The following is a 25,830-nucleotide window of genomic DNA, read 5'->3' as shown; positions in this document are numbered from 1 at the left end:
TTCTCAATGCCAGTGCTATCGTTATAAGAATGTCGAACTTTCCTTCGGCACTCAATCAATCCAATCAAAAGTGGAACAGTACAATGGGCAAAGGTACTCTCTATATCGTATCTGCACCTAGCGGCGCAGGTAAATCTAGCTTGATCTCAGCGATGTTGGAACGCAACCCAACCTACGCAATGAAAGTGTCTGTGTCTCACACCACGCGCAACATGCGACCTGGTGAAGAAAATGGTGTCCACTACCATTTTGTAGCGAAAGATGAGTTTGAAGCCCTGATCGCTAAAGGTGACTTCCTAGAATACGCAGAAGTGTTTGGTAATTATTACGGCACATCTCGTGTATGGATTGAAGAAACACTAAATAAAGGTATCGACGTTTTTCTAGATATCGACTGGCAAGGCGCACGCCAAATCCGTGAACAAATGCCAGAAGCCAAAAGCATCTTCATCCTGCCACCATCAAACGGTGAGTTAGAGCGTCGCTTGAACACTCGTGGTCAAGATAGCGATGAAGTGATCGCAAAGCGTATGGCTGAAGCCAAGTCGGAAATCTCTCATTACAACGAGTACGACTACGTGATCGTAAACGACGATTTTGATACCGCTTTGATGGATTTTAAAGCTATCTTGCGTGCTGAAAGATTGAAGGAAGAAAAGCAAGCTGCTAAATATAAAGGTATGCTTGACGCGTTGTTAGCAGAGTAACTTCAAAAAAGTCACGCTGTAAAACATAAAGAATTTCCCGTTTTTTGCCCAGTGCGAAAAACACAATAAACTACCTGAGAAAGTCCACAAACGGTGGCTTGTCTAATTGCTAGTAAATAAAGTAGTTAGGTTGTATACTTTCTCGTCATTCTAAAATTTTAGTTAACTATTTGGAGTCCTCATGGCACGCGTAACTGTTCAAGACGCTGTTGAAAAAGTTGGCAACCGTTTCGACCTAGTACTGATTGCGGCTCGCCGCGCTCGTCAAATGCAAACTGGCGGTAAAGATGCACTAGTGCCAGAAGAGAACGATAAGCCAACGGTTATCGCTCTACGCGAAATCGAAGAAGGTTTAATTACTAAAGAAGTTCTAGACGCTCGTGAACGTCAAGAACAGCAAGAGCAAGAAGCGGCAGAGCTAGCGGCAGTAAGCAGCATCGCTCACAACCGTTAATTCTGACTTTAGAATTCAACAACCTCCCGGGCCTATAATTTGTATCTATTCGATAGCCTCAAAGACGTTGCCCAAGAATACCTAACAGAGCCTCAGATTGAGGCTCTGCGTCAATCTTATGTGGTAGCGAGAGATGCCCATGAAGGGCAAACCCGCTCTAGCGGTGAACCATACATCATCCACCCTGTCGCAGTGGCTCGTATCTTGGCCGAAATGCGCCTTGATATCGAAACCCTCCAAGCTGCTTTGCTGCATGACGTCATTGAAGACTGTGATGTAACTAAAGAAGATCTCGAAGAGAAATTCGGCAACACTGTCGCAGAATTGGTTGATGGTGTATCTAAACTGGACAAACTCAAATTCCGCGATAGGAAAGAGGCTCAGGCTGAGAACTTTCGTAAGATGGTTCTGGCCATGGTGCAAGATATCCGCGTCATTCTGATCAAACTGGCTGACCGCACGCATAACATGCGTACGCTTGGCGCGCTTCGACCAGATAAAAAGCGTCGTATTGCTCGTGAAACGTTAGAAATTTACGCGCCCCTCGCTCATCGTCTTGGTATTCACAATATCAAAACCGAACTCGAAGAGTTGGGCTTTGAGGCGCTATATCCCAACCGCTACCGCGTACTGAAAGAAGTGGTTAAAGCCGCACGTGGTAATCGTAAAGAGATGATCCAACGCATTCACAGCGAAATAGAAGGCCGTCTGCAAGATTTTGGCTTGAATGCTCGCGTCGTTGGTCGTGAGAAAAACCTGTTCTCTATCTACAACAAGATGAAAACCAAAGAACAGCGCTTTCACACCATCATGGATATCTATGCGTTCCGAGTCGTTGTTGATACCGCTGATACTTGTTATCGCGTTTTAGGCCAAGTACACAGCTTGTATAAGCCACGTCCTGGTCGCATGAAAGATTACATCGCGGTACCAAAGGCGAACGGCTATCAATCGCTACACACTTCCATGGTTGGCCCACACGGCGTACCTGTTGAAGTTCAGATCCGTACTGAAGATATGGATCAAATGGCGGACAAAGGTGTCGCGGCACACTGGTCTTACAAAGACAAAGGCGACAAGTCTGGCACCACTGCGCAAGTGAAAGCTCAGCGTTGGATGCAAAGCCTGTTAGAGCTACAACAAAGCGCGGGTAACTCATTCGAATTCATTGAAAACGTAAAATCCGATCTTTTCCCAGATGAGATTTACGTCTTCACACCAAAAGGTCGTATCGTTGAATTGCCTTTAGGCGCAACGGCTGTCGACTTTGCCTATGCGGTACATACCGATGTAGGCAACTCTTGTGTTGGTGCTCGTGTTGACCGTAACCCTTACCCATTGAGTAAGGCATTGAAAAACGGTCAGACGGTGGAAATTATCAGTGCCCCTGGTGCGCGTCCGAATGCGGCATGGCTAAACTATGTCGTGACTTCTCGTGCCCGCACTAAGATTCGACAAGTACTGAAAACGATGCGTCGTGAAGAGTCGATTACTTTAGGTCGTCGCCTACTTAATCACGCACTTGGCCGTCACTCGATTGATTCAATTTATCCAGAAAATATCCAAGAAGTCTTGAATGATCTTCGCCTAGAAAGCATCGATGATTTATTGGCTGCTATTGGATTGGGTGAGTTGATGAGCATTGTGATCGCACGTCGTCTCCTTGGTGACACCGAAGAGCTCACGACAACAAGTTCAATCCCAACGGACTCGAAGAAGAAGCTTCCGATTCGTGGCGCAGAAGGCTTATTGCTGACGTTTGCAAATTGTTGTCATCCTATCCCAGATGATCACATTATTGCTCACGTATCGCCTGGTCGTGGTTTGGTTGTTCACCGAGAAACATGTCCGAACGTTCGTGGTTATCAGAAAGAGCCAGACCGTTATATGGCTGTCGCTTGGTCTGAAGACTACGATAAAGAGTTCATTGCTGAACTTAAAGTCGACATGCTTAACAACCAAGGTGCTCTTGCAGAACTAACCAACGTGATCTCGAAAACAGGATCAAACATTCATGGCCTTTCAACGGAAGAACGTGATGGTCGTCTATACACTGTGACTGTGCTGTTGACGACGAAAGATCGTGTCCACCTTGCTGGTATCATGCGTAAGATTAAGGCAATGCCTCAAGCAACCCGAGTCAGACGCAGAAAGAACTAACCTCTATCGCCACCTACTCTGTTAGGTGGCGATTTTTTATACCTCAATAAATATGAACCTAGAACGTTACAACCGTATTCACCAAGTCCTAAAAACTCGCCAAACTGATCTGACACTTTGTCTCGAAGAAGTACATAAGCCAAACAACGTCTCTGCCGTGATCCGCACCGCTGACGCGACAGGCTTACACAAAGTTCACGCAATTTGGCCTGACAAAATGCGTACGCTGAGCCATACCTCAGCTGGCGCGCGTAACTGGGTTGAAGTGGATACTCACGATTCGATTGAAACTGCGATTACCGAACTCAAAGCGCAAGGTATGCAGGTTTTGGTGACCAATCTTTCGGACACCGCCGTCGATTTTCGCGAGATCGACTACACCAAACCAACGGCAATCATTTTAGGCAGCGAAAAGGTTGGCGCTTCAGAGCAAGCCAAACAGCTTGCTGATCAAGACATTATTATCCCGATGGTGGGCATGGTGCAGTCACTAAACGTATCGGTTGCCAGTGCCGTAATTTTGTATGAAGCGCAACGTCAACGTGAAGCCGCAGGCATGTACGACCGAGAAGAAAGCGCTCTGCCTAAAGAGACAATCAACCGTATTCTCTTTGAACGTGGTCACCCAGTGCTGGCAAAGGTCGCGAAACGAAAAGGGCTCGTTTACCCACCACTCGATGAAGAAGGTCAAATCATCGCCGATGACGCGTGGTGGCAAGAGATGCAAAGCAAGTAACAGACTTTCGTCATCCTGAACGGCGGCGAAGGAGCGTGGTTCAGGATCTAATTCTCAAATATACAGATGCTGATAGTGTTAACTTCAGCGACATACTTGTTGGAAATAGAATCCTGATGTCGCTAAAGCTCCTCGGAATGATAGGTTATCAGTCAAATCATGACACTAACTAAAGCATGACTATTTTTTCCTGTACAAAAACACAGCTCCATGGTTAACATACTGCTATGTTAACCATTTTCTTGAGCCCTCTATGTCCGCCCAAATGTTATCTGCCGTCCCATTAACCTCCCTTTCTGGAGTTGGCGCGAAAGTCGCAGAAAAACTCGCCAAAGTTGGCTTACATAGCGTTCAAGATTTGCTGTTTCACCTTCCGTTACGCTACGAAGATCGTACTCGTATTTACCCTATTGCCAAACTGCATGCTGGCCTTTGGGCGGCAGTGCAAGGTAAGGTCATGGCAGTCGACACCATCTTCGGTAAGCGCAAAATGCTAACGGTAAAAATCAGCGACGGTAATGGCACTATCACGCTGCGCTTTTTCAACTTTACCGCAGCCATGAAGAACAATTTCACGCAAGGTAAGTTAGTACATGCTTACGGTGAAATTAAGCGCGGTGGCATGGGTTTGGAAATTGTTCATCCTGACTACAAGTTTTACGTCAGCGAGCAAAAGCCCGATGTAGAACAGAGCTTAACCCCTGTTTATCCCACCACCGATGGTTTACGCCAAATCACATTACGCAACCTTACCGAACAAGCTTTAGCCCTGCTTGATAAAACCGCAGTGCAGGAATTACTTCCAGCGGGGTTGTATGACCATCAAATCACGATGTCGCAAGCGCTGCACACCATTCATCGCCCACCACCAACCATTAATTTAGATGAGTTTGACGAAGGCAAACATCCTGCCCAAATCCGCTTGATCATGGAAGAATTGCTCGCACAAAACTTATCGATGCTAGCGGTGCGTAGCAAAGGTCAGAAGGATTCAGCGCTACCTCTCGGTCCTTGTAATAAACTAAAAACGCAGCTTTTAGCCCAACTGCCTTTCTCTCCTACAAACGCTCAAACCCGAGTCGTACAAGAGATTGAAGCCGATCTAGAAAAACCGCACCCAATGATGCGATTAGTGCAAGGCGATGTTGGTTCGGGGAAAACGTTGGTTGCCGCTTTGGCCGCTGTTAGAGCCATTGAGCATGGCCATCAGGTGGCACTCATGGCGCCAACCGAACTATTGGCCGAGCAACACGCTATCAACTTCGCAAACTGGTTTGAAACCATGGGCATTCAAGTCGGTTGGTTAGCGGGCAAACTCAAAGGTAAGGCAAAGGAAGCCGAGCTGGCTCGTATTGCCAGTGGTGAAGCGCAAATGGTAGTGGGTACTCACGCGCTATTCCAAGAGCACGTTGAATTTCATCACCTTGCTTTGGTCATCATTGATGAACAACACCGCTTCGGTGTCCATCAGCGATTAGAATTGCGTGAAAAAGGCGCAAAACAAGGCGCCTACCCACATCAGTTGATCATGACGGCGACGCCTATTCCTCGCACCTTAGCGATGACCGCTTACGCCGATCTGGAAACTTCCGTGATTGACGAGCTACCACCGGGTCGAACGCCGATTCAAACCGTTGCCATTCCTGATACAAAACGTGACGACATCGTCGAGCGTGTCCGAAATGCCTGCTTAAACGAAGGCAAGCAGGCATATTGGGTGTGTACCCTGATTGATGAGTCGGAAGTATTAGAAGCGCAAGCCGCGGCAGATACCGCAGAAGAGCTTCAACGTAAACTGCCGGACGTAAAAATTGGTCTAGTGCACGGACGAATGAAGCCGGCAGAGAAACAAGCGGTGATGCAAGATTTCAAAGACAATAAACTGCATTTGCTGGTCGCAACGACAGTGATTGAAGTTGGTGTGGATGTGCCAAACTCTAGCTTGATGATCATAGAAAACCCTGAACGTCTTGGTTTGGCACAATTACACCAGTTAAGAGGTCGCGTGGGCCGAGGTTCCGTTGCTAGCCATTGTGTGCTGCTGTACCACTCTCCGCTGTCAAAAACCGCGCAAAAACGTCTCGGAGTACTACGTGAAAGTAACGATGGCTTCGTCATTGCGCAGAAAGACCTAGAAATTCGTGGCCCTGGAGAACTATTGGGTACAAAGCAGACAGGTCTTGCTGATTTCAAAATCGCAGACTTAGTTCGAGATCAACGCCTGATTCCCGAAGTTCAGCGTATTGCGCGTCATATTCATGACAATTACCCGACTAACGCAACAGCGATTATCGATCGCTGGTTGGGTGAGCGGGATATTTACTCCAAAGCGTAATGATTGAAAGCGAGCCAAATGGCTCGTTTTTTAATACGCCAAAAACAAAGCAAACGTTTGCTTTTTGAGTAAATCTCTCTATAATCGCGCACAAATTTTTAAGTGTGTTAGATCACACTCCACCAACCTGAGTTGACTCTGATTAACAGCAATCACAGGTAACGACGTCAACTCCACCCTGCTCTCCCATTCAGCGAGAACTAGGGAAATATTGCGACTAGCGAGACAAACAATGACAACTTCAAACCGATCTTCGGAACTGGTCTATCAACTCAACGAACGACCACCTTTGCCTCAAACCATTTTTGCCGCACTTCAGCACTTATTGGCGATGTTCGTCGCGGTTATCACTCCGTCACTGATCATCTGTCAGTCTTTGGGTGTACCAGCAGACCAAACGAATACCATCATCAGCATGTCTTTGTTTGCGTCAGGCGTGTCTTCGTTTATTCAAATTCGCACCGTTGGCCCAATTGGCTCTGGTTTGCTCTCTGTTCAAGGCACCAGCTTTAACTTTTTAGGTCCTATTATTGGTGCAGGCCTATCGCTGAAAGCCGGTGGAGCAGACATCAGCACCATGATGGCTGCCATTTTTGGTACGATTTTAGTCGCATCATTTGCAGAAATTTTTCTATCTCGCGTGTTGGAGCATGCCCGCCGAATCATCACTCCGCTTGTTTCAGGCATCGTCGTCACTCTTATCGGTCTCACACTGATTCAAGTCGGCTTAGTATCAATGGGCGGTGGCTACGCAGCATTAAATGAAGGAACCTTCGGCAGCTTAGACAAACTTGCTCTGGCTGGGACGGTACTTGGATTAATTGTGATTTTAAACCGCTCGAAAAACCCATACATCCGTGTGGCTTCAATCGTGATTGCGATGCTAGTGGGCTACATCATGGCGTATTTTATGGGGATGGTAGATACTTCTCAGCTAGGCGCAACCGAGATCGTAGCACTGCCCGTACCAATGCAATATGGCTTATCGTTTGACTGGTCTCTGTTCATTCCGCTGGTACTGATTTTCTTTATTACCGCACTAGAGGCCATCGGTGATATTACCGCAACATCTGAAGTGTCTGGTGAGCCAGTAAAAGGCCCAGTGTACATGAAACGCATTAAGGGCGGTGTGTTAGCAGACGGCTTAAACTCTGCAATCGCAGCCGTTTTCAACAGCTTCCCGAACTCAACGTTTAGCCAGAATAACGGCATCATCATGCTAACAGGAGTCGCGAGCCGCTACGTGGGTTACTTTATTTCAGGCATGTTAGTGATTCTTGGCTTGTTTCCTGGCGTCGCTAGCTTTGTTCAGCTGATTCCTGAGCCAGTACTTGGCGGCGCAACGATTGTCATGTTTGGTACGATTGCTGCCGCTGGTGTGCGTATTATCTCTCGTGTTGAGCTCGATCGCCGCGCAATTCTGATCATGGCCTTATCCTTCTCAATGGGACTTGGTATCGCACAAAAACCAGAGATCCTGCAATTTATGCCAGAATTTATTAAGAGTATTTTCTCAACTGGTGTTGCAGCAGGTGGCATCACTGCGATCATTTTAAATTTACTTCTGCCAGAGAAACTGGAAGACGAAGATGAACTTCCTCAGGAAGTGAAAGAGTCTTAAGATTATTGAGAATAAGAAAAGCCCAACCTATTTAGGTTGGGCTTTTTGTTTAAAGGGTGCAGGCCATCGACTTACTTGGTAGGAAAGCTGATTTGAGCGATTAAACCGCCTTCACTGCGATTACGCATCACCACAGAGCCTGAATGTTGGCTGATTATACGCTTCACAATCGCCAACCCTAGCCCAGTGCCTTCACTACCGCGAGCGGTGTCACCACGCGTAAAGGGTTCAAATAACCTCGCGATTTGGGAATGCTCGATACCCGGTCCGTTGTCCTCTACTGAAATCCACACTAGCTGCTTATCTGCTGTCACACCAGTGCTGATTTTGACCCAGCCATTGCCATAGCGTAGCGCATTCACAACTAAGTTACTGATCGCCCGCTTAATCGCAATCGCGCTTCCTTTGGCTGGCGGCAAGTTAAGATTAAGATCTGTTTCAATTTCAACCTCATAACCACCTTCAGAACTGGCGACGTCACTGGCAATCGTACTGATATCAACCGCTTCAAACGATTCTTGGTTCACCGGTTTGAGGTAATCCATAAACTGACTGATGATCTCATTACATTCTTCCGTATCGCTAATGATCCCCTCCGCAAGATAGCTGTCCTCAGGAGACATCATTTCTGTCGCTAGGCGAATACGCGTCAGAGGTGTTCGTAAGTCATGGCTAATCCCTGCCATTAATAAGGCTCGGTCTTCTTCTAGCTCTTGAATACCTTTCGACATTTGATTAAAGGCTCGAGTTACAGAGCGAATCTCCGATGCGCCTTTCTCTGCTAAGGGGGGCGGGATCTCACCTCGACCGACGTCTTTCGCGGCTCTCTCTAAAGCCAAAAGTGGACGGTTTTGCAAACGAATAAACAACCAACCACCTGCAATGATCAGCAGCGCCATAATCAAGCTGTTACGAAACAGCGGGGCAAAATCTTCTTCTTGCAGCTCAGATAACGGAATACGAATGATGGAGTTCGGCAACTTTTCGATGTGCATCCACAAAATGTAACTTTCATCGCCAAGCAATAAGCGCACTTCTGTGGGCGAACCCAGCTCTTGGCTCATTTCTTCAGACATCAAATCAATCGACATTGCGTGATGAAATTCAATCGCCTTATCGCTATCGAGACTATGAACCGTCACCCCTAATCTTTCTAACAATTGACGCCTTAACGGTGCATCAGACTTTAAAGGTCCTTCATCATCAAGCACCAAATTGAGCTCATGGGCGAGAATTTTATTGAACTGCTGCAAACTCGGCATCAACGCGTAGTTAAAAACGGCGTAGTAAGAGAAAACTTGGCTCGCGAGAAGCAAAGAGATGAACAGCAGAATAGATTGTGTCAGTGAACTTCGGATGCGCATGGAACGTTCCTAGTGGTCCTAATCGCGAAATTTCAGCCTTCAAAGGGAAGGTAATGAAGGCTGAAGTTGCTATAGCCAAGTGCTGGCTATGGAGTGAAGAGGTTACACCTCTTTGCCGTCTGGGACGAAAACATAACCTAGGCCCCATACGGTTTGAATGTAGCGCGGCTTGCTCGGATCGTCTTCTAACATGCGACGTAAACGTGAGATTTGTACGTCAATAGAACGTTCCATTGCAGAATATTCACGGCCACGCGCCATGTTCATCAATTTGTCTCGTGACATTGGCTCACGTGCATTCATCACGAGCGCCTTTAGAACAGCAAACTCTCCAGAGGTGAGTGGCATTGCCTCGTCACCGCGGAACATCTCGCGAGTGCCTAGATTGAGTCGGAACTCCCCGAACTCCACCACTTTTTCTTCCGTGCTTGGTGCACCCGGCAACTCTACAGTTTGGCGGCGTAATACGGCCTTGATGCGAGCCAATAATTCGCGTGGGTTAAACGGTTTTGGCAAATAATCATCCGCCCCTACCTCAAGACCTACGATGCGGTCCACTTCATCACCTTTCGCGGTGAGCATTAAGATTGGCAACATATTGTTCGCGTGGCGTAGACGACGACAAATTGACAAACCGTCTTCACCTGGCAACATTAGGTCCAGCACCATTAAGTGAAAGTTTTCGCGCGTCAGTAGGCGATCCATCTGTTCGCCATTGGCGACACTTCGTACCTGAAAACCTTGCTCAGAAAGGTAACGCTCCAATAGAGCACGTAAACGAGCATCGTCATCAACCACTAAAATTTTATGATTTTCTTGCATTGAAACATCCTTTCAGAAGCGTCTATTGTCGAAAATGTATCACTGTTTTTCCTAACGTGCTCAAGCAAATTGTTACTCTTTTTATCTTAAGCGCTTTATTCTCTCTCTAGCAGGTATTTTCAGCACCTACTATTGACCATAATTCCATTCCAGTTCACGTTTGGCCTCAAGCAGCTCTTGCTGTGCCTCCGCCAACTTGTGACGTTTTTTCTCAATTTTGTCTGCTTTACCTGAATGCTGAGCTTCGACTAATTCTTCCTCTCGCTCCTCAACTTCTTTAATCTTTTCTTCCACTTCTGCTTGCAGCTCTTGGCGCAGCTCACCTTCCGAGCATTCATTCTGGATAGCGGAAAGTGCTTGCTCCAAGCCTTTAATGCGATGCTCATTACCTTGCGCTTTTGCATACTCAAGCTGCTGCTCTACCGCTAACTCTTTAGCGTCACAGCCTTTCACTTCATCTTGAGCAAAAACTGAAAGTGAGAAACCTATTGTTAGTGCAGCACTACACATGACTGCTTTGTTCATTTTACTTCTCCGAGAAAGGCACCATGCCTTTATACCAAATATTCTGACGTTGAGACCCAAGTCACTTCTAGTGAACTTCATGAGACTTGAATCGGTGATAAAGCCTCAGTCTTCCGAGGCCGGTTGAGTGTATTCAATTGAGTTGATGAACCACTCTTTTTCACCTTCTGGGGTGCGTACCGTGAACTCTTCATCCACTTGTTTTTTCAACATCGCTCGCGCCATAGGTGAATCGATAGAGATGTAGTCTTTCGCATCGCCATAAATCTCTTCAGGCCCGACAATACGAAACTTTTTCACTTCTCCTACCTCATTTTCTATTTCCACCCATGCACCAAAAAAGACTTTGCCTTCTTGTTGCGGAGAATAGTCAACGATCGTGACTTCTGGCAGGAATTTACGAAGGAAGCGGACACGACGGTCGATCTGACGGAGTAAACGTTTATTGAAGGTGTAATCCGCATTTTCTGAGCGATCGCCCAGGCTCGCCGCCCAAGTGACGATCTTGGTGATTTCCGGGCGCTTTTCATTCCAAAGGTAATCATGCTCTTGTTTGAGTTTGTTGTAACCTTCTCGTGTAATCAGCTTAGTTTTCAAATTAACTCCTATCTCAACTAAAAAATGCTGCTCTTTGGCAGCATTAAGGAGATGATATACCCAAAGATCCAACGTTGTTCAGGCTTTGGGTATCAAGGTGATAAGGCGGCCAGAGTGTTACTTTTCGTAATCCGGTTTTTGCGTCACGATGTAATTCGTATCACTCGAAACAACCGCGCCATGTTTTAGGAAGTTTTTACCTAAAATCATGCTGTAATGGAAGCGACCTCGGTCCTGTAAGTTGACTCGGATCTTCTTCTCTAATTCGCCAAGCTTAACATGCATTTCAACCACAGGGCGTACGTTCGCTTTCTCGCCTTTCTTCGCTTTAATACGCATGACATCAACAACAGGCTTGGTAAACGCCTGTTTCATGCCAAGATCGTTCTCATAGGTAAAGCTCACCATGTCTTTGCCGTCTTTCTTAAACTGCTTGATGTTCTTAGCATTGATTGAGCTTACATCTGCACCCGTGTCTAACTTCACAGGGAAAGACATCCCCTCAACTTCAGCCACTTCGATATGGCCAGCTTTGAAAAGTGGCCTTGCATCTAGTAGATGGTCTGCGCGAGTGTTCAGCAACACACCACCCTTGGCTATGTCATGACCAAAGACGAAAAAGGGTTGAGTGTCACCCTCATCAAGCACATCGAGCGCAAACTTCATTGATGTGTCTTTTCTACCGAGAAGAAAGTCTCCTTCGACAACAGGGCGAACCGCGCTGCCAACCTTGAGCTTTTTCAACACTGGTTTGGTGATTTTTTCTTCTTTCCCCTCATCGTTCATTAAATAAAACGTGACGGATTCATCCTTACCTTTTTCTGTTACTTCAAACCCATTTACACGCAGTAATGGCGTTTTCACAGTAAAAGTGGGGTAAGCAGGGACGGTATAACCATCAATGGTGACCTGTTCTTCTGGTGAAACGACAAGAGGTTTTGATTTGAGCGCGCTTTTGAACGTTTTTTCTACGCCACCCAGTAGATTTTCTCTGTCCGTATCAATAACAAAGTGCTGACTCGCGACGTCCCGACCTAAGCGAATTTGCGAACTGAACTTACTGCGATCACGCAGATACACCAACCAACGTTGAGTTTCATTTTCGCCGACTTTGACGGGTAAATAGACTAAAGGGCGCTCGCTTTTGGTCGTTTTCAGCATTCGTACCAAGGGTAATGTCATTGGATGACGCTTGCCATTCTCGCCCTCTAACATAAAAGAGACTTCGTTATGCTTTTTGTCTACCTTGATGTCCAGTGCATGGACGTTGGTATAACGGCTAGAAGTTGAGATGCTGATCTTATATGGCACACCTTCGACTTCAACCGTCTCTTTTTTGCCAATCATTTTTGCGCGTGGCTGTTCTTGAAGGTAATCGTAACCAGCGAAGACCCATGCGTTATCATCGAGATAGGTTTTACCAATCAAGATAGGAGAAGAGAATTGCGTACGCTTGGTCAGGTTCACTTCCGTATCAACGGTGTGACCAGCGATTGTCATCGGCATTTTTATTGTCGGGCGTAGGATGGGCTTTTTGCTTGTTCGGCTGCGAATCGCGCTCACTCTTTCCAGATCATCGGTAATCTGTATTTCCTTCCCTGTATAAGGGTGAGGAACCGTAAAGCTAACCTTTACTTGATATGGCTTAAAGCTGTCGGCGTCCCACTTTGCCTTCGTACCACCTAAGTCATCGACAATCGCCCAAAGTAACTCGTTATCTTTCAAATCTTGGTAATCTGGGTGTGAGCTACTGACATGGATATTCTCCGCATGCATCGATGTCGTATCTGCACCAGTATCAATCTTGCCAATAAATGGCACCGCTTTTAGTTCCGGAATGTCACTGTAGTAGACGCTCTCCACACGCCCTAGTACCAATTTGTTATCGAGCTGATAAACGGGAGCTTGTGTGGTTCCTGAGATAGATTGCGCCCAACTAAGCGGGGCGACAAGTAAGGCACTCGTAAGCGCTAACGCCAAAGACATTTTTTTCATCATGATTATCCGTATAAGCCGAGGTACATTTAGTGATATCAACAACCGTGGAATTAGGTTAGTCGATAACTGCGGATATAAGTTCTCAATTTAATTACAGTTTTGACATAAATCTGACTGATGTCCACCAGCGCCCGGTAAATTTTTGCCTCGTTAATTTAAAACATTGCAAATTCTTCGAATGACCCCAATGTTCTATACAACCCAAACCGAATTAAAAGAGAAAACACGGATGAGCCAAGCTATCTGTCGCATGATTGCTCAAGAACTGAATGTTCGCCCAGAGCAAGTCAACGCCGCTGTCACCCTAATTGATGATGGCAACACTGTCCCTTTTATTGCACGTTACCGCAAAGAGGTGACGGGGGGCCTTGATGATACCCAGCTGCGTACTTTGGACAGCCGTCTGTCTTACCTTCGTGAAATGGATGATCGCCGTCAAACCATCCTCAAATCAATCCAAGAGCAAGGCAAACTGACGCCAGAGCTAGAACAAGAGATCGCGCAGGCAGACAGCAAAACTCGTCTTGAAGACTTATACCTACCTTACAAACCCAAGCGTCGTACGAAAGGTCAGATCGCGATTGAGGCTGGTCTTGAGCCACTCGCAGATCAACTTTGGAATCATCCACAAACCGAGCCAGAAAGCGAAGCAAGCAAATACCTTGATGCAGACAAAGGCATCGCAGACACCAAAGCTGCATTGGATGGCGCTCGCGCGATCATCATGGAGCGCATCGCAGAAGACGCAAACTTACTGGAAAAAATTCGCAACCACTTAAATCGCAATGCGGAACTGGTTTCACGAGTCGTTGAAGGCAAAGAGCAAGAAGGCGAGAAGTTTAAAGATTACTTCAACCACAACGAGCCCCTAAGCAAAGTGCCATCGCACCGCGCACTGGCGATGCTACGCGGCCGTAACGAAGGCTTCCTGACATTGGCGATGAACGCTGATCCAGAACAGGAAGAAGGCGCTCGTCAGTCTTACTGCGAAACGATTATCGCCGACCATTATGGCGTAACGCTAAGCAGCGCACCGGCGGATACCTGGCGTAAGCAAGTGATCAGCTGGGCATGGCGCATCAAAGTATCGATGCACATGGAAACCGAGCTAATGGGCGCAATGAAAGAGCGCGCTGAAATCGAAGCGATTGAAGTATTCGCCACTAACCTAAAAGACTTGTTGATGGCAGCACCGGCTGGCCCTCGTGCAACACTTGGTCTCGATCCGGGTCTGCGTACAGGTTCAAAAATCGCGGTTGTCGACTCAACAGGTAAAGTGCTTGCAACCGAAACCATCTACCCTCACCCACCACAAAAACAATACGACAAGTCAGCACAAATCGTTGAGCAGTTGGTGCGTAAGTACAACGTGGATTTGATTGCGATTGGTAACGGTACGGCTTCACGTGAAACCGACAGCTTTGTCGCAGACGTCATCAAACGTGGCAACCTGAAAGTTCAGAAGATCATCGTAAGTGAAGCGGGTGCATCGGTTTACTCAGCGTCTGAGCTTGCAGCAAAAGAGTTCCCGAATATGGACGTATCACTGCGTGGTGCAGTGTCGATTGCACGTCGTTTGCAAGATCCATTGGCTGAACTCGTGAAAATTGATCCGAAATCTATTGGTGTGGGTCAATACCAGCACGATGTAAGCCAATCTATGTTGGCAAAACGCCTAGATGCGATTGTGGAAGACTGTGTAAACGCGGTTGGTGTTGATGTGAACACCGCTTCTGCGGCGCTACTGACGCGCGTAGCAGGCTTATCAAGTACCATCGCGCAGAACATTGTCGACTTCCGCGATGAGAACGGCCGCTTCGAAGCACGTACAACCTTAAAGAAAGTACCTCGTTTAGGTCCTAAGGCGTTCGAGCAGTGTGCAGGCTTCCTACGAATCATGGATGGTAAGAACCCACTTGATGCGTCTGCGGTTCACCCAGAAGCGTACCCAGTGGTCAAAGCGATTTCTGAGAAGAACAACAAAGATATCAAAGCACTGATTGGTGATTCAAGCTTCCTTAAAGGTCTGCATGCGGTCGATTACACCGACGATAACTTCGGCGTTCCAACCATTACAGACATCATCAAAGAGTTAGACAAGCCGGGTCGTGACCCACGTCCAGAATTCAAAACGGCGACGTTTGCAGAGGGTGTAAACTCGGTATCTGACTTGGAACCGGGCATGATTCTAGAAGGTGTGGTATCGAACGTAGCCAACTTCGGTGCCTTCGTTGATATCGGCGTTCACCAAGATGGTCTCGTACACATCTCTGCACTGACAGATCGTTATGTGTCTGACCCACGTGAAGTGGTGAAAGCGGGCGACATCGTCAAAGTGAAAGTGATGGAAGTTGACGTGCAGCGTAAACGTATTGGTCTATCGATGCGTATGAACGACGAACCGGGTCAAGACAACCGTAGCCAACGCTCATCAGCAGCGCCGCGTCGTAATGACCAACCGCAGCGTCGTCAGCCTCGCCGTGATGATTCGTCATCGAACAGCGCGATGGGCGGTGCATTTGCTGCAGCGTTTGCTAGAGCGAAAAAGTAATCTTACCTAGGCTTCACCGCTAACGAGCTTTCATAACTAAAAAGAAAACGCTCCAATCAGTCAACCTGCTTGGAGCGTTTTTGTTTGAGTAGGATATTGAGTCGTCATAATACTGCTATCACTTCTGACGGTGTATGGGGAGCGACTGCATGACCATAATGAAACTTGATCACCTTCCTGCGCTTTTCCATTAATCCTTCATTGATCGCAGCATCCAAAATGCGCTTTGGTAAGCGAAAGCGGATCGCGTAGCCTTTCCCCTGGTCTTCACTATACGATTTGAGCGCAAGCAAACTAAAAAGCCGTTCTAGTGTATCTTCCGGCTCTTCTTGATAACGCGTGTCGACTTCCGTTTCCATATCATAATCAGGATGCTCTGAAGGATCCCAAGAAGACTGACGTCGGCGCTTGTCATCACCTTTTACTTTTCGCTCTGCATTGGTTTTGGCCAATGCGACCGTTGGCGTTACAGGCTCTCGGACTTTATTGTCGCGAGCTGCTTGTTCCGTCTGCACATTCACGGATGGGGCGATCAGTGGCACACTTACGTTGGTCGGTGACACAATCATTGCGAACCCTCCTCAGAGTCGCCCAACTCGTCAATATGGCTTAGCTTTATTGGCTAATAAAACCTCACCAGCCTTTATATCGACCACTTTTTAAACAACTTGAGGTATTTCCGCTCGTACTTGCTCAATCGTGAGCAAACTCTCGGATTTGAACACAAAATTCGTCATGTTCGGTGATAAAAGGCGCATGAGAGGACTGATTAAAAACAAACTGCTGGGTATGAGGCAACTGTTCACTTAAATCGTTAGCTACTTTAATTGGCACCAACCCATCTAAACGGCCATAAAGACGCAACATTGGAACAGAAAGAGACGTCAACGCATCGCGCAGATCCACATCAGCAAGGATGTTTAGCCCAACCAACAGCGATTCAGGGTTTGGCTGAGGGCGCGATAGTACCGCTTGCTTGAGCTGTTTAACGTCTTTACGCGCTGATGGGCTGCCCATCGCTTGCAACGCCATAAAGCGCTCAATGGTCAGTGAGAAATCTTCTAGCAACTGAGAGGTGAACGCACTCAGTACATTCGGTTGAATGCCACGCCACGGTTTTTCTGCGGCAAATTTAGGTGAGCTGGCAACCGTAATCAACTTAGCCACGCGCTCGGGCATATTTAATGCCACATGCGTCGCCACTAAACCTCCGAGGGACCAACCAAGCCAAATCGCTTTCTCTGGCGCACCTTGCACCACCAAGTTAGCAATATGGTCTAAATCTTCAGCATGAGATTCGGCGCTATGTCCGTACCCCGGAAGGTCAACCACATGAACTCGGAAATAAGGTTGAAGAGACTCGACTGTCTGCTGCCATACCGCACCATTCATGCCCCACCCATGAAGTAACACCAAATCTGGTCCCTGACCAAATGACTGCCAGTGTAATTTCGTGCTCATGCTCTCAATCTCTCCCACTTATTTTATTCCCTACGGCTTCAGCCAAGCGTTAGGCTGAGTAAAATATCATCATGAATAAACGCTATGTTATCTCATCACTGGCAAAACATCATGCATCGTGTATTGAGCAGTCAATGCGGCCTGTGTCGGTTCCCTATTCAAACACCAAGCCACACAAATACTCTGCGCTGGTGCGAGCACTGTTTAAAATACCTAACTCCGGTAAAACGATGTCAACGCTGCGGTTTATCATTACAGAAAGAAGAAATGAGTACGGATAGTATTTGTGGTGAATGTCTTTCAGAGCCACCGCCATGGCAAAGGCTATACACGTTAGGCGATTACGACTTTCCCCTTTCACGGGAAGTACAACGCTTTAAAGATCACGGAGAGTCTTGGCATGTAAAAGCATTAACCGAGCAACTGGCACAGCGCATCACCACGCCAGCTCCAATCATTACCAGTGTGCCATTGCACTGGCAGCGTTACCTGCGCCGGGGTTTTAATCAAAGTGATGTTTTAGCCCGACACCTCGCCAAGCAATTGCAGACTAATTTTGATGCGAAGGTCTTTCGTCGAGTAAAGCTCGCCCAATCACAGCGTGGTAATACCAAAACAAGCCGTGAACAAAACTTAAAAGGCGCGTTTATTCTCAATAAGCAACCTCACTCTTCCCATGTTGCCATCGTCGATGATGTAGTCACCACAGGCAGTACCGTCCGACAATTATGTCATTTACTACTTGAAGTTGGCGTAGAAAGCATCGATATTTACTGCATCTGCAGAACACCTGCTCCTCGTTCTCTCTAGATCGCTTCGCCATGCCTTAGCATCAAAAAGACTAGACCCATACGTCAACAAGAGTAGAATAGCAGCAGTAACCTACAAATTTACTCGGGTATTCGTCGTGTCAAATATTACTATTACAGAAACTGCGCAAACGCATTTCGCTAACCTTTTAGGTCAACAACCTGAAGGCACTAACATTCGTATTTTCGTTGTGAACCCAGGTACACAAAACGCTGAGTGTGGCGTGTCTTACTGCCCACCAGAAGCAGTAGAATCGACCGACACTGAACTCTCTTACAGCGGTTTTTCAGCTTACGTGGATGAGCTAAGCCTGCCATTCCTTGAAGACGCTGAAATCGATTTTGTTACCGATAAAATGGGCTCTCAGCTAACGCTAAAAGCACCTAACGCTAAAATGCGTAAAGTTGCGGACGACGCACCACTGGTTGAGCGCGTTGAGTACGTTATCCAAACTCAAGTGAACCCACAACTTGCTGGCCACGGTGGTCACGTAAACTTGGTTGAGATCACTGAAGACGGTGTTGCGATTGTTGCATTTGGTGGCGGTTGTAATGGCTGTTCTATGGTTGACGTAACACTAAAAGAAGGCATCGAGAAAGAGCTGCTAAACCAGTTCATTGGTGAACTAACCGCAGTTCGTGATGCTACAGAACATGACCGTGGTGATCACTCTTACTACTAAGAGTAAACACTGTCAGAAAATGGGAGGCTTCGGTCTCCCATTTTTGTATCGATACTGAGGTGATGCTGAGATGCTTAGCTCGACTCGTAAAATCCGCTAGAAACTCAGGCGGAGTTCTCATATATTAAGAATCTTACGCATCTCGTAAACGCCAACGACACCAAGGAGCCAGCGTCATGCCGAAACGAACCCCACCAGAGATACTCTCATGCCAGACGGTTGCAAAATCCAAACTGTTTGCTGTGGAAGCGCTCGACCTTCGTTTTTCCAATGGTGAGCACCGTACTTATGAGCGTATGAAGCCAAGTGGACGAGATGCTGTAATGGTAGTCCCTGTAACAGAACAAGGCGATTTATTACTGGTGCGTGAATACGCCGCTGGAACTGAACGCTACGAGCTAGGTTTCCCAAAAGGGCTGATTGACCCAGGAGAAACACCACACCAAGCTGCGGATCGTGAGTTAAAAGAAGAAATCGGCTTTGGCTGTAATCAGTTAACCCCGTTGAAACAAGTTATCCTCGCGCCATCTTACTTTTCGAGCAAAATGACTCTATTTTTAGGACAGGCGCTTTATCCAGAGAAGCAAGAAGGCGATGAGCCTGAACCACTGGAAATTGTGCGTTGGCCACTTGCGCAAGCCGAAGAGTTATTAACTCACATGGATTTCTGTGAAGCACGAAGCATCACAGCGCTAATGTTGGCACTGAAACACTTACCAAACACCACTCACAAGCATAACCAATAACGGTCATTAGAACCGAATAACACTGTGAGTAAGGACTATCACTTATGCCAATGACAAAAGATCTATCTCACCTACTTCCTCAAGTCATCGAGATTGCCCGCAGTGCTGGGCAAATGATCCTCGAAATATATGAAAAGAAGCAATACGAGGCCTACACCAAAAGTGACGAAACTCCCGTAACAAGTGCAGATATTGCAGCTCACAAGTTCATCACTGAACGCTTGAGTGATCTGACGCCTGACATTCCCGTGTTGTCAGAAGAAGACGCAGACATAAGCTTAGAGCAACGCGCTCAGTGGGAACGTTATTGGTTAGTCGACCCTCTTGATGGTACTCAAGAATTCATCGCTCGCAGTGGTGACTTTGCCACTATTATTGCGTTGGTCGACAACAATCGACCAACCATGGGCGTCGTTTACGGCCCTGTATCTGGCGTGACTTACTACGCTTATAATGGCAAAGGCGCCTGGAAAATTCCCGACATGTCGGACAGCGTCAAAATCCATACACACAAACACGAACAGCCAGAGCAAAGCATCGCAATTGCTATTAGTCGTCGCCAAGACATCAATCGTATTACTAACCGTATGAGTAGCGCCTGGAATTACGACTTAATACCGCTCGGTTCTGCAGCATTGAAAGCATGCCTCGTCGCGGAAGGGGCGGTAGATTGCTATCTCCGACTAGGTCCAACAGGTGAGTGGGACACCGCTGCGACACAATGCATTGTTGAAGAAGCTGGCGGACGTATTCTCAGCACGCAATTAGAACCGCTGTCATATAACGAGCGGGAAACACTAGAAAACCCGAACTTTATTGTTCTTGGTGATGCGGATTTACCTTGGAATGAGATTTTACAACGCAAAGATTAAGCGCCCTATCGGTAAAATTTAGAGCACAAAATTCTAGCAATAGAAAGGCCACGAATATCTTCGTGGCCTTTTCTTTTTGACCTTCTGTACAGCACTTGGAGTATTTGGCCCACTATGTTCCAATTGCTTGCAAAGCTGAACGAAAGAAAACAAATCAATTAAAAATCATGGTTTTAAACTTTCACTCATTCCCAATCAAGATCGAATGTACAGCGAATAGAGGTTTTAGCTTACGATGATCCAAAAGCAAAAAGAGCTGCACAATAGCAGCTCTTTTAAGATATTGGATTTTGTCACGATTGGTTAGAAGCGCCCTTGGTAATTAAACTCATATTGACCTTGAGCATTCGGCTTACCCAACCATTTCAATTGCTCCCCCATGCTGGATGGGAACTCTGCTCCAGGTTTGAACCACGCTTTGGTTGAGTATCGTTGATTAGGCATCAGCTCTGCTGAGAACGCCGCAGAGACTTGTTTGCTGCTCTGCTCACCAGTTGCCGTCAATACACTATCCTGACAGTTTATATCGGCAATCACAGGACCGAGATCTAAGCTGCCAACGGGGCTTTGAATACCACTGGCATTCCATACTAAAGTGCCTTCACCGTTCTTACACCAAGGCGCAGCATAAGTCGCATGACGAATATTCAGCTCAAGTTGCCCATCAACACCAACAGGCACAGGGAGGCGCGCTTGCTCAACAACTTTTACCGCCGGAATCGAGGCAACTAAGTTTTTGGCATAAGGGCCATCACTTAAGCTATAGCCGACAAAACCGCGCCCACGAACGTCCATTTCACTACCACGACCAAAGCGCACAGCAAACTCAGCTTTACCTGTCAGTAGACTCGACCATTGGAAATCCCAATTAACTTCTCCAAGGTTCTGGCGCTGCCAACGAATACTAGAAGCTTGACCTTGCCATACCGAACCGTTGGCTCCTTGAATGTCCAGACCTCTCACTGTTGGTGCTTGTTGTAACACCCAAGAGACTGGTAATCCCATTAAAAGACTGACTGAAAAAAAGACGATAAAGATAACAACGTAAAGTACTGCTCGCTTCACCTTAACCTCGCTTAAACTGAAGGCGGTTTACATCGATCATGCCCGCTTGCTCTGTTCGGTCGATATCTAAAAATTCGACTTCAATACCCTGTTGCTCTTTCAAGTAACGTAACCAATCCACTAGTTGATTAAACGCGAGTGGTTTGATCCACACTTGAACGCTCTCATTACGAGGTTGTACTCGAATCAACTCAACTTTATAACGACGAGCTGAAGAAGAAACTAACTGATTCAACGGTTGACTAGAGTAGCTCACACCGCTGCTTTTTCGCAGTGCAGTGATGCCATCCGCTTTATCTTGTACCCAAGCTAGCAACTGCTTTTCACTTTGAATACGTGACTGAGCTAGCTCCGCACGTTGACTCATTGGTTGTAATAAACCCCAATAAATAATACCGATAACGGCAATAGCGCCACATCCCATGACCAAACGCTGCTCACGCTGCGAGATGCTGCTCCACCAAACCTGAGCTTGAGAAATTAAATTTTTCATCATCACCTCACAAACGCTTCAAAACAAAGCTGCCAACCACAACGTTATCGCTACGGTTCAACTGACCTTGCTCAACATTAAACTTCTCTGCCAATTTCACACGAGCCTGCTCAAAAGGTTGGAAGTCTGAACTACGAGCCTGAATACGTACTTCGCCACGTTGTCCGTCGTATTTAAAGCTAGTGATCTCCAAGTCGCTGACCTGACCAAGCGTCGCGGGTAATGCCGCCAACCATGACAACATTGCCTGCTGACCACTTCCACCAGATAAGCGGCGCTCTTCATCATCCATTTGTCGTTTGAGGTAACTAACGGTAGGAATGCGTCGTTTATTTGGGAACACCTGGCGGAAAATACGCTCACTCTCCTCACGATACGCTTGAGCTTGTGCTTCGTACTTATGGACCACGAGCAACTGCTGCGCAACCATAACGACGATAAGCATCCCCGCAGCAATGGTGGCTTTTTGCCAGAGCTTCCAGTATTTACCCCAAGAAGATTTCGGCTTGAAGCTCCCAGTCAGCAAATTGACTTTGCTTTCTGTCACCCCCTTCGCCAGTAAAGCCATCGTCATTTCTTCTGGTTGCGGATCCCATATTTCAGGTAACGCAGATTCCGGGACCGAGCTATAGCAATCGAGCTTCCAACCTTCATGATTTTGTAGATAAGAAGAGAGGTAAAGGTCTAACCAAGAAGCGTCGACAACCGCGCCCTCTGTCGCAGAGTGACGAATTAGCCATTGCTCGCCAATCATTGCAGCACTGCTGTGATCTCCACGAACCGGTAACGCAAGCACATCGGGTAAAATGCGTTTAATGGCGATACCTTGGCTTGAGAAACGTTGCAGTACAGTCTGAATCCAAGCACGTTCAACTGCGCAAATCTGCGCTTTATCCGCTTGTTTACCCAACACGCTAAAGTGCAGGCCATCAACGTCCTGAGCAACTTCGTCTTCCACTAAGTACGGTAACATAGCCTCGAATTGGCGTGTTGCACCAGGTGGTATATCCACTTGCGTCAGGACTACATCATTACTCGCCAGCAGCGCCACAACTTGGCGCTGACCAGCATATGAGACCAACTCATCTAAGTGTTCCCATCCGGCGATTTCACCGCTAGCAATCACTTCCTGTTGATCTGTCGACCACACCACCCAAGGAATGGTACTTTGTTGTTCGCTACTCAGCCGAACGGTCAGAAACTCGCTCACTGATCCCTCCAAAACGACGGCGAACTACGGTCACCGTTTCTCTATTTGTACTTTGTAAAAGGCTTCGGATACGTACACGTGATTCATCCACCAACACTTGTGCATCCAATTCAAAAAAGGCGCTATCCACACCCAAATAGCCTTTGGCGTTTTTCTTTACATCTTCACTTAAGCCAGCCATTTCTGACTCTGCTAAAAATTCATCAATGCTATCCCACCCATCAAATGGGCGTTTTTCAATTAGCTGAATCGCATCACTACTGCTTAAGTTTGGTGAGAACATTGCCACCAAAATCGGAGTTTGCTCAACATCAATCGTATTCACGTTTAAACGCCAGTCATCACTTGGTAATGCACAGACCAGCGGCTCCAATTTTTGGAAAATTTCACCACTCACCTGATAGACAGCCCGTAACTCGGAAGCATCTGCCATCCAACCATTTGATGCTAAATAGGAAGGCTTCATCGCTTCATATGTGCTGTCTTCAACCCCAGTAGTCGAACGGACAGAGTCGTCAGCATCAATGTATTCCCAAGTAGAGTCTGCAATGATTTCTGCTTGATATGGCTCGACATCCAGCTCTTCTAATAGGCGCTGCAATACATTCACTAAATATGGTCTTGTAATTTGCAGACCCGTTGGTTGCACACGACTCAATACATTTAGATTAAAGCACGCTTGCTTGTCTCTAATTCGTCCCGCCGCTTGACCATAATCTAACGGATAGACTTGCTCTTTTATCGCCCACGGTTGACTCATATTAATCGTGTCGGTGTCTTTATAACTTTGTTCGATACCCACTTTTGCTAGCGCCTCGACGCCAAGGCTGTACCAGTACGCTTGCTGATAATTGATTTGATTAGCGCCTCGCTGAAACTGCAAGAACAAACGTTCCGACATGCTGGCGGCAACCGTCGCCATAATCGCCAGCAACATCAACACTATAATCAAAGCAACACCGCGCTGACGGTTAACCATTATTGCTGTCTCCTGAACTTTCCTCTTTCTGACTCAATGTGCCATCAGGAGTGAGATAAGTGCGGGCAATTTCTCCATAGTCTTTGAGAGTGAGAACAACAGAAACCGCTTTCGGCAGCGCTTTTTCTTCAGCCCACTCTTTTTTCCATTGCTTACCATCATAAAAACGCATATCAAATGACTCGACCTGCGTTAGCAATGGAGTAACAGTGCCTTGTTGCCCAACCGGCGTATCAGGGTAGCGCCACCATACTCGCTGCAGTGTTTCTTCTTTTAAGCGATAGCCAACCTTGGTTACTTCTCCACGAGGGAACTGTTGCTGAGGGTTGTGCCAACCTAAACGGGCAAACATCAGCCCTTTAGTATCGGAGTCCAACAGGTAATCGGACCAAAAAATTAGCCGGCTAGCAGGCTCTTCACCATTAGTACGTGTTTGACGCATCGCCATTTGACGAAAATCGTTATCCATCATAACCATGGCACGCTGAATTTCGTTTAAGCGTTGGGTTCGTTCTTGTGATAGCGCATTGCTACGCTGTACTTGCGATACCACTTGGTACGCAGCGACACTTAAACTGGCAAAGATGGCAATCGATACCAACACTTCAATAAGTGTAAAACCTTTTACCCTTTGGCGCGTATTTGCGCGGGGATTATTATTGCGCCACATAGCTTCGTACCGTTACTACAGGGCTCGCGCTTTTCTCTACCGAGACGCTCACATCAAATGCTTTCAGCAATGGCTGCGTCGTGGCGACTGGCGTGACTTTCCAGAACCAAGTGCGTCCTGCCAGCTCTTCTGTGCCGTTTTTCGCTTTGAGTTCTCCGGTATTCAACATCACATTTGCCATCTGATTATCCACAACCATGGCTGCAAACATTTTTTCTTCTAAATAACTGATTGTATTAATATGCTGGCTCACGGAGCGAATGACACTGATGGCAGCGGTGGCGAAAATTGCCAGTGCGACCAATACTTCCAGTAAGGTCATGCCTCTCGTCCGGCGATGACTCAAATTTGGGCGAGCTTGCTTAAAATTGCGCATTCTCATCCTCTTTCACTTCTTCGCCCGGAGCTAATAACAAAATTTGTCCACTTTCTTTGCCAATAACTCGCCAACCGTCATTAAAGGCATCACCATTTTGCGGAAAAAAAGACAGGGTAAATGGCGTGACTTCGGCGCTGGAAAATATAAACACTTGCGGTGGCTCAATTTTCTTTTCGTCCTCTTCTTCTGCGAACATGTCTTCATCAAAAAGAGAACCTGGTTTGAATAAGCGCTCATCATTATCCCAAGCACCACCTCCGAGCTCGAGTTGTAGCGTAATATCTTCTTCTAGCTTGGTTTTGCTCGGAATCTGCTTTAATTTCAGAGGCTGCCAACCTTCTGAGGTTAAACTCAGTAGAGCGTAGGTCGATTTGGCATCATCCACTCGAACACCAAAATCTTTACCGCTCAGCACCGCTTCTTCATTGAGCAGCTGTAAACGCTGAAAAAAGCTTTGAGCATACTGTTTGGAAAGATCTTTTTGGCTAGTCGGTAACGTCGAGATCACGGCCACAGCCGTAAGAGATAGCAAAACCAGCACCAATAGAATTTCTATCAATGTAAAACCGTTATGTTTTCGCATTTGTTTCATT

25 protein-coding genes are annotated in these 25,830 nt (G+C 46.9%); 11 read left to right on the top strand and 14 right to left on the bottom strand.

Going from position 1 to position 25,830, the window contains the following annotated elements; translation table 11 throughout:
• Positions 1-83 precede the first annotated feature (83 nt).
• The 6 genes from gmk to R7Q09_RS10875 all read left to right on the top strand — a co-directional run bounded on the left by gmk (position 84) and on the right by R7Q09_RS10875 (position 8,013).
• The gene (gene gmk, locus R7Q09_RS10900; RefSeq protein ID WP_005379347.1) at positions 84-707 is read left to right on the top strand and encodes a guanylate kinase; all 624 of its coding nucleotides are present in this window, start codon (positions 84-86) and stop codon (positions 705-707) included.
• Between the two features lie 181 nt (positions 708-888).
• Positions 889-1,161 (top strand): DNA-directed RNA polymerase subunit omega, encoded by a 273-nt coding sequence (rpoZ, locus tag R7Q09_RS10895; RefSeq protein ID WP_005379346.1) that lies wholly within the window; start codon positions 889-891, stop codon positions 1,159-1,161.
• A gap of 39 nt (positions 1,162-1,200) precedes the next feature.
• Entirely contained in the window at positions 1,201-3,321 is a 2,121-nt protein-coding gene (gene spoT / locus R7Q09_RS10890; protein ID WP_005379340.1) for a bifunctional GTP diphosphokinase/guanosine-3',5'-bis pyrophosphate 3'-pyrophosphohydrolase, read from the top strand.
• Positions 3,322-3,373: 52 nt separating this feature from the next.
• Positions 3,374-4,057, top strand: a complete 684-nt coding sequence (gene trmH / locus R7Q09_RS10885; RefSeq protein WP_017820702.1) for a tRNA (guanosine(18)-2'-O)-methyltransferase TrmH — start codon at positions 3,374-3,376, stop codon at positions 4,055-4,057.
• A 253-nt stretch (positions 4,058-4,310) separates the two neighbouring features.
• Complete coding sequence (gene recG, locus R7Q09_RS10880) at positions 4,311-6,392, top strand: ATP-dependent DNA helicase RecG (protein ID WP_205391079.1); 2,082 nt, start codon at positions 4,311-4,313, stop codon at positions 6,390-6,392.
• 232 nt (positions 6,393-6,624) lie between these two features.
• A complete protein-coding gene (locus R7Q09_RS10875; protein WP_318070448.1) occupies positions 6,625-8,013 on the top strand; it encodes a uracil-xanthine permease family protein in 1,389 nt (462 codons plus the stop codon).
• Between the two features lie 71 nt (positions 8,014-8,084).
• Here the strand turns inward: R7Q09_RS10875 and envZ are convergent, their stop codons facing one another.
• The 5 genes from envZ to R7Q09_RS10850 all read right to left on the bottom strand — a co-directional run bounded on the left by envZ (position 8,085) and on the right by R7Q09_RS10850 (position 13,319).
• Positions 8,085-9,377: a two-component system sensor histidine kinase EnvZ gene (gene envZ / locus R7Q09_RS10870; RefSeq protein WP_017820700.1), complete on the bottom strand. Its 1,293-nt coding sequence runs from the start codon at positions 9,375-9,377 to the stop codon at positions 8,085-8,087.
• 102 nt (positions 9,378-9,479) lie between these two features.
• A complete protein-coding gene (gene ompR / locus R7Q09_RS10865; RefSeq protein WP_005379333.1) occupies positions 9,480-10,199 on the bottom strand; it encodes a two-component system response regulator OmpR in 720 nt (239 codons plus the stop codon).
• Between the two features lie 129 nt (positions 10,200-10,328).
• Entirely contained in the window at positions 10,329-10,724 is a 396-nt protein-coding gene (locus tag R7Q09_RS10860) for a DUF1090 domain-containing protein (protein ID WP_171343037.1), read from the bottom strand.
• A 105-nt stretch (positions 10,725-10,829) separates the two neighbouring features.
• Entirely contained in the window at positions 10,830-11,321 is a 492-nt protein-coding gene (gene greB, locus R7Q09_RS10855) for a transcription elongation factor GreB (RefSeq protein WP_176311232.1), read from the bottom strand.
• A gap of 117 nt (positions 11,322-11,438) precedes the next feature.
• Entirely contained in the window at positions 11,439-13,319 is a 1,881-nt protein-coding gene (locus R7Q09_RS10850) for an ATP-dependent zinc protease (protein WP_086013892.1), read from the bottom strand.
• A 229-nt stretch (positions 13,320-13,548) separates the two neighbouring features.
• On the opposite strand from R7Q09_RS10850, the gene R7Q09_RS10845 reads away from it, so the two are divergent.
• Entirely contained in the window at positions 13,549-15,870 is a 2,322-nt protein-coding gene (locus R7Q09_RS10845) for a Tex family protein (RefSeq protein WP_213867103.1), read from the top strand.
• A gap of 104 nt (positions 15,871-15,974) precedes the next feature.
• On the opposite strand, the gene R7Q09_RS10840 is transcribed toward R7Q09_RS10845, so the two are convergent.
• Both R7Q09_RS10840 and bioH read right to left on the bottom strand, forming a co-directional pair.
• Positions 15,975-16,439 (bottom strand): hypothetical protein, encoded by a 465-nt coding sequence (locus R7Q09_RS10840; protein ID WP_005379316.1) that lies wholly within the window; start codon positions 16,437-16,439, stop codon positions 15,975-15,977.
• A 124-nt stretch (positions 16,440-16,563) separates the two neighbouring features.
• Entirely contained in the window at positions 16,564-17,331 is a 768-nt protein-coding gene (bioH, locus tag R7Q09_RS10835; protein WP_005384724.1) for a pimeloyl-ACP methyl ester esterase BioH, read from the bottom strand.
• Between the two features lie 84 nt (positions 17,332-17,415).
• On the opposite strand from bioH, the gene R7Q09_RS10830 reads away from it, so the two are divergent.
• The 4 genes from R7Q09_RS10830 (at position 17,416) to cysQ (ending at position 20,441) form a co-directional block, all read left to right on the top strand.
• Positions 17,416-18,141 carry an amidophosphoribosyltransferase gene (locus R7Q09_RS10830; RefSeq protein WP_025998648.1) on the top strand — a complete coding sequence of 242 codons (726 nt, stop codon included), beginning with the start codon at positions 17,416-17,418 and terminating at the stop codon, positions 18,139-18,141.
• A 97-nt stretch (positions 18,142-18,238) separates the two neighbouring features.
• The gene (gene nfuA, locus R7Q09_RS10825; RefSeq protein ID WP_005379313.1) at positions 18,239-18,823 is read left to right on the top strand and encodes a Fe-S biogenesis protein NfuA; all 585 of its coding nucleotides are present in this window, start codon (positions 18,239-18,241) and stop codon (positions 18,821-18,823) included.
• Positions 18,824-18,999: 176 nt separating this feature from the next.
• Positions 19,000-19,569: an ADP compounds hydrolase NudE gene (nudE, locus tag R7Q09_RS10820; protein WP_005379309.1), complete on the top strand. Its 570-nt coding sequence runs from the start codon at positions 19,000-19,002 to the stop codon at positions 19,567-19,569.
• Positions 19,570-19,613: 44 nt separating this feature from the next.
• On the top strand, positions 19,614-20,441 hold the full coding sequence (gene cysQ / locus R7Q09_RS10815; protein WP_005379308.1) for a 3'(2'),5'-bisphosphate nucleotidase CysQ: 828 nt from the start codon (positions 19,614-19,616) through the stop codon (positions 20,439-20,441).
• Between the two features lie 303 nt (positions 20,442-20,744).
• On the opposite strand, the gene R7Q09_RS10810 is transcribed toward cysQ, so the two are convergent.
• From R7Q09_RS10810 to R7Q09_RS10780, 7 genes are read right to left on the bottom strand one after another with little or no spacing between them, the layout of a single operon-like run.
• Entirely contained in the window at positions 20,745-21,506 is a 762-nt protein-coding gene (locus R7Q09_RS10810; RefSeq protein ID WP_062730773.1) for a type II secretion system protein N, read from the bottom strand.
• Position 21,507: 1 nt separating this feature from the next.
• Positions 21,508-21,999: a type II secretion system protein M gene (locus R7Q09_RS10805; RefSeq protein ID WP_005383002.1), complete on the bottom strand. Its 492-nt coding sequence runs from the start codon at positions 21,997-21,999 to the stop codon at positions 21,508-21,510.
• 7 nt (positions 22,000-22,006) lie between these two features.
• A complete protein-coding gene (gene gspL / locus R7Q09_RS10800) occupies positions 22,007-23,209 on the bottom strand; it encodes a type II secretion system protein GspL (protein WP_213867102.1) in 1,203 nt (400 codons plus the stop codon).
• Positions 23,178-24,188: a type II secretion system minor pseudopilin GspK gene (gene gspK, locus R7Q09_RS10795; RefSeq protein WP_318070446.1), complete on the bottom strand. Its 1,011-nt coding sequence runs from the start codon at positions 24,186-24,188 to the stop codon at positions 23,178-23,180. The genes gspL and gspK overlap by 32 nt, the downstream gene beginning before the upstream one ends.
• Complete coding sequence (gene gspJ, locus R7Q09_RS10790; protein WP_047103742.1) at positions 24,181-24,858, bottom strand: type II secretion system minor pseudopilin GspJ; 678 nt, start codon at positions 24,856-24,858, stop codon at positions 24,181-24,183. The genes gspK and gspJ overlap by 8 nt, the downstream gene beginning before the upstream one ends.
• Positions 24,845-25,234 (bottom strand): type II secretion system minor pseudopilin GspI, encoded by a 390-nt coding sequence (gene gspI, locus R7Q09_RS10785; RefSeq protein ID WP_017635009.1) that lies wholly within the window; start codon positions 25,232-25,234, stop codon positions 24,845-24,847. Before gspI ends, gspJ begins: the two co-directional genes overlap by 14 nt.
• Positions 25,221-25,820: a prepilin-type N-terminal cleavage/methylation domain-containing protein gene (locus tag R7Q09_RS10780; RefSeq protein ID WP_017635010.1), complete on the bottom strand. Its 600-nt coding sequence runs from the start codon at positions 25,818-25,820 to the stop codon at positions 25,221-25,223. The genes gspI and R7Q09_RS10780 overlap by 14 nt, the downstream gene beginning before the upstream one ends.
• Between the last annotated feature and the right edge of the window lie 10 nt (positions 25,821-25,830).

The sequence above is a fragment of the Vibrio sp. 2130-1 genome (assembly GCF_033339515.1).
This window is presented reverse-complemented; position numbering and strand designations above follow the sequence as displayed.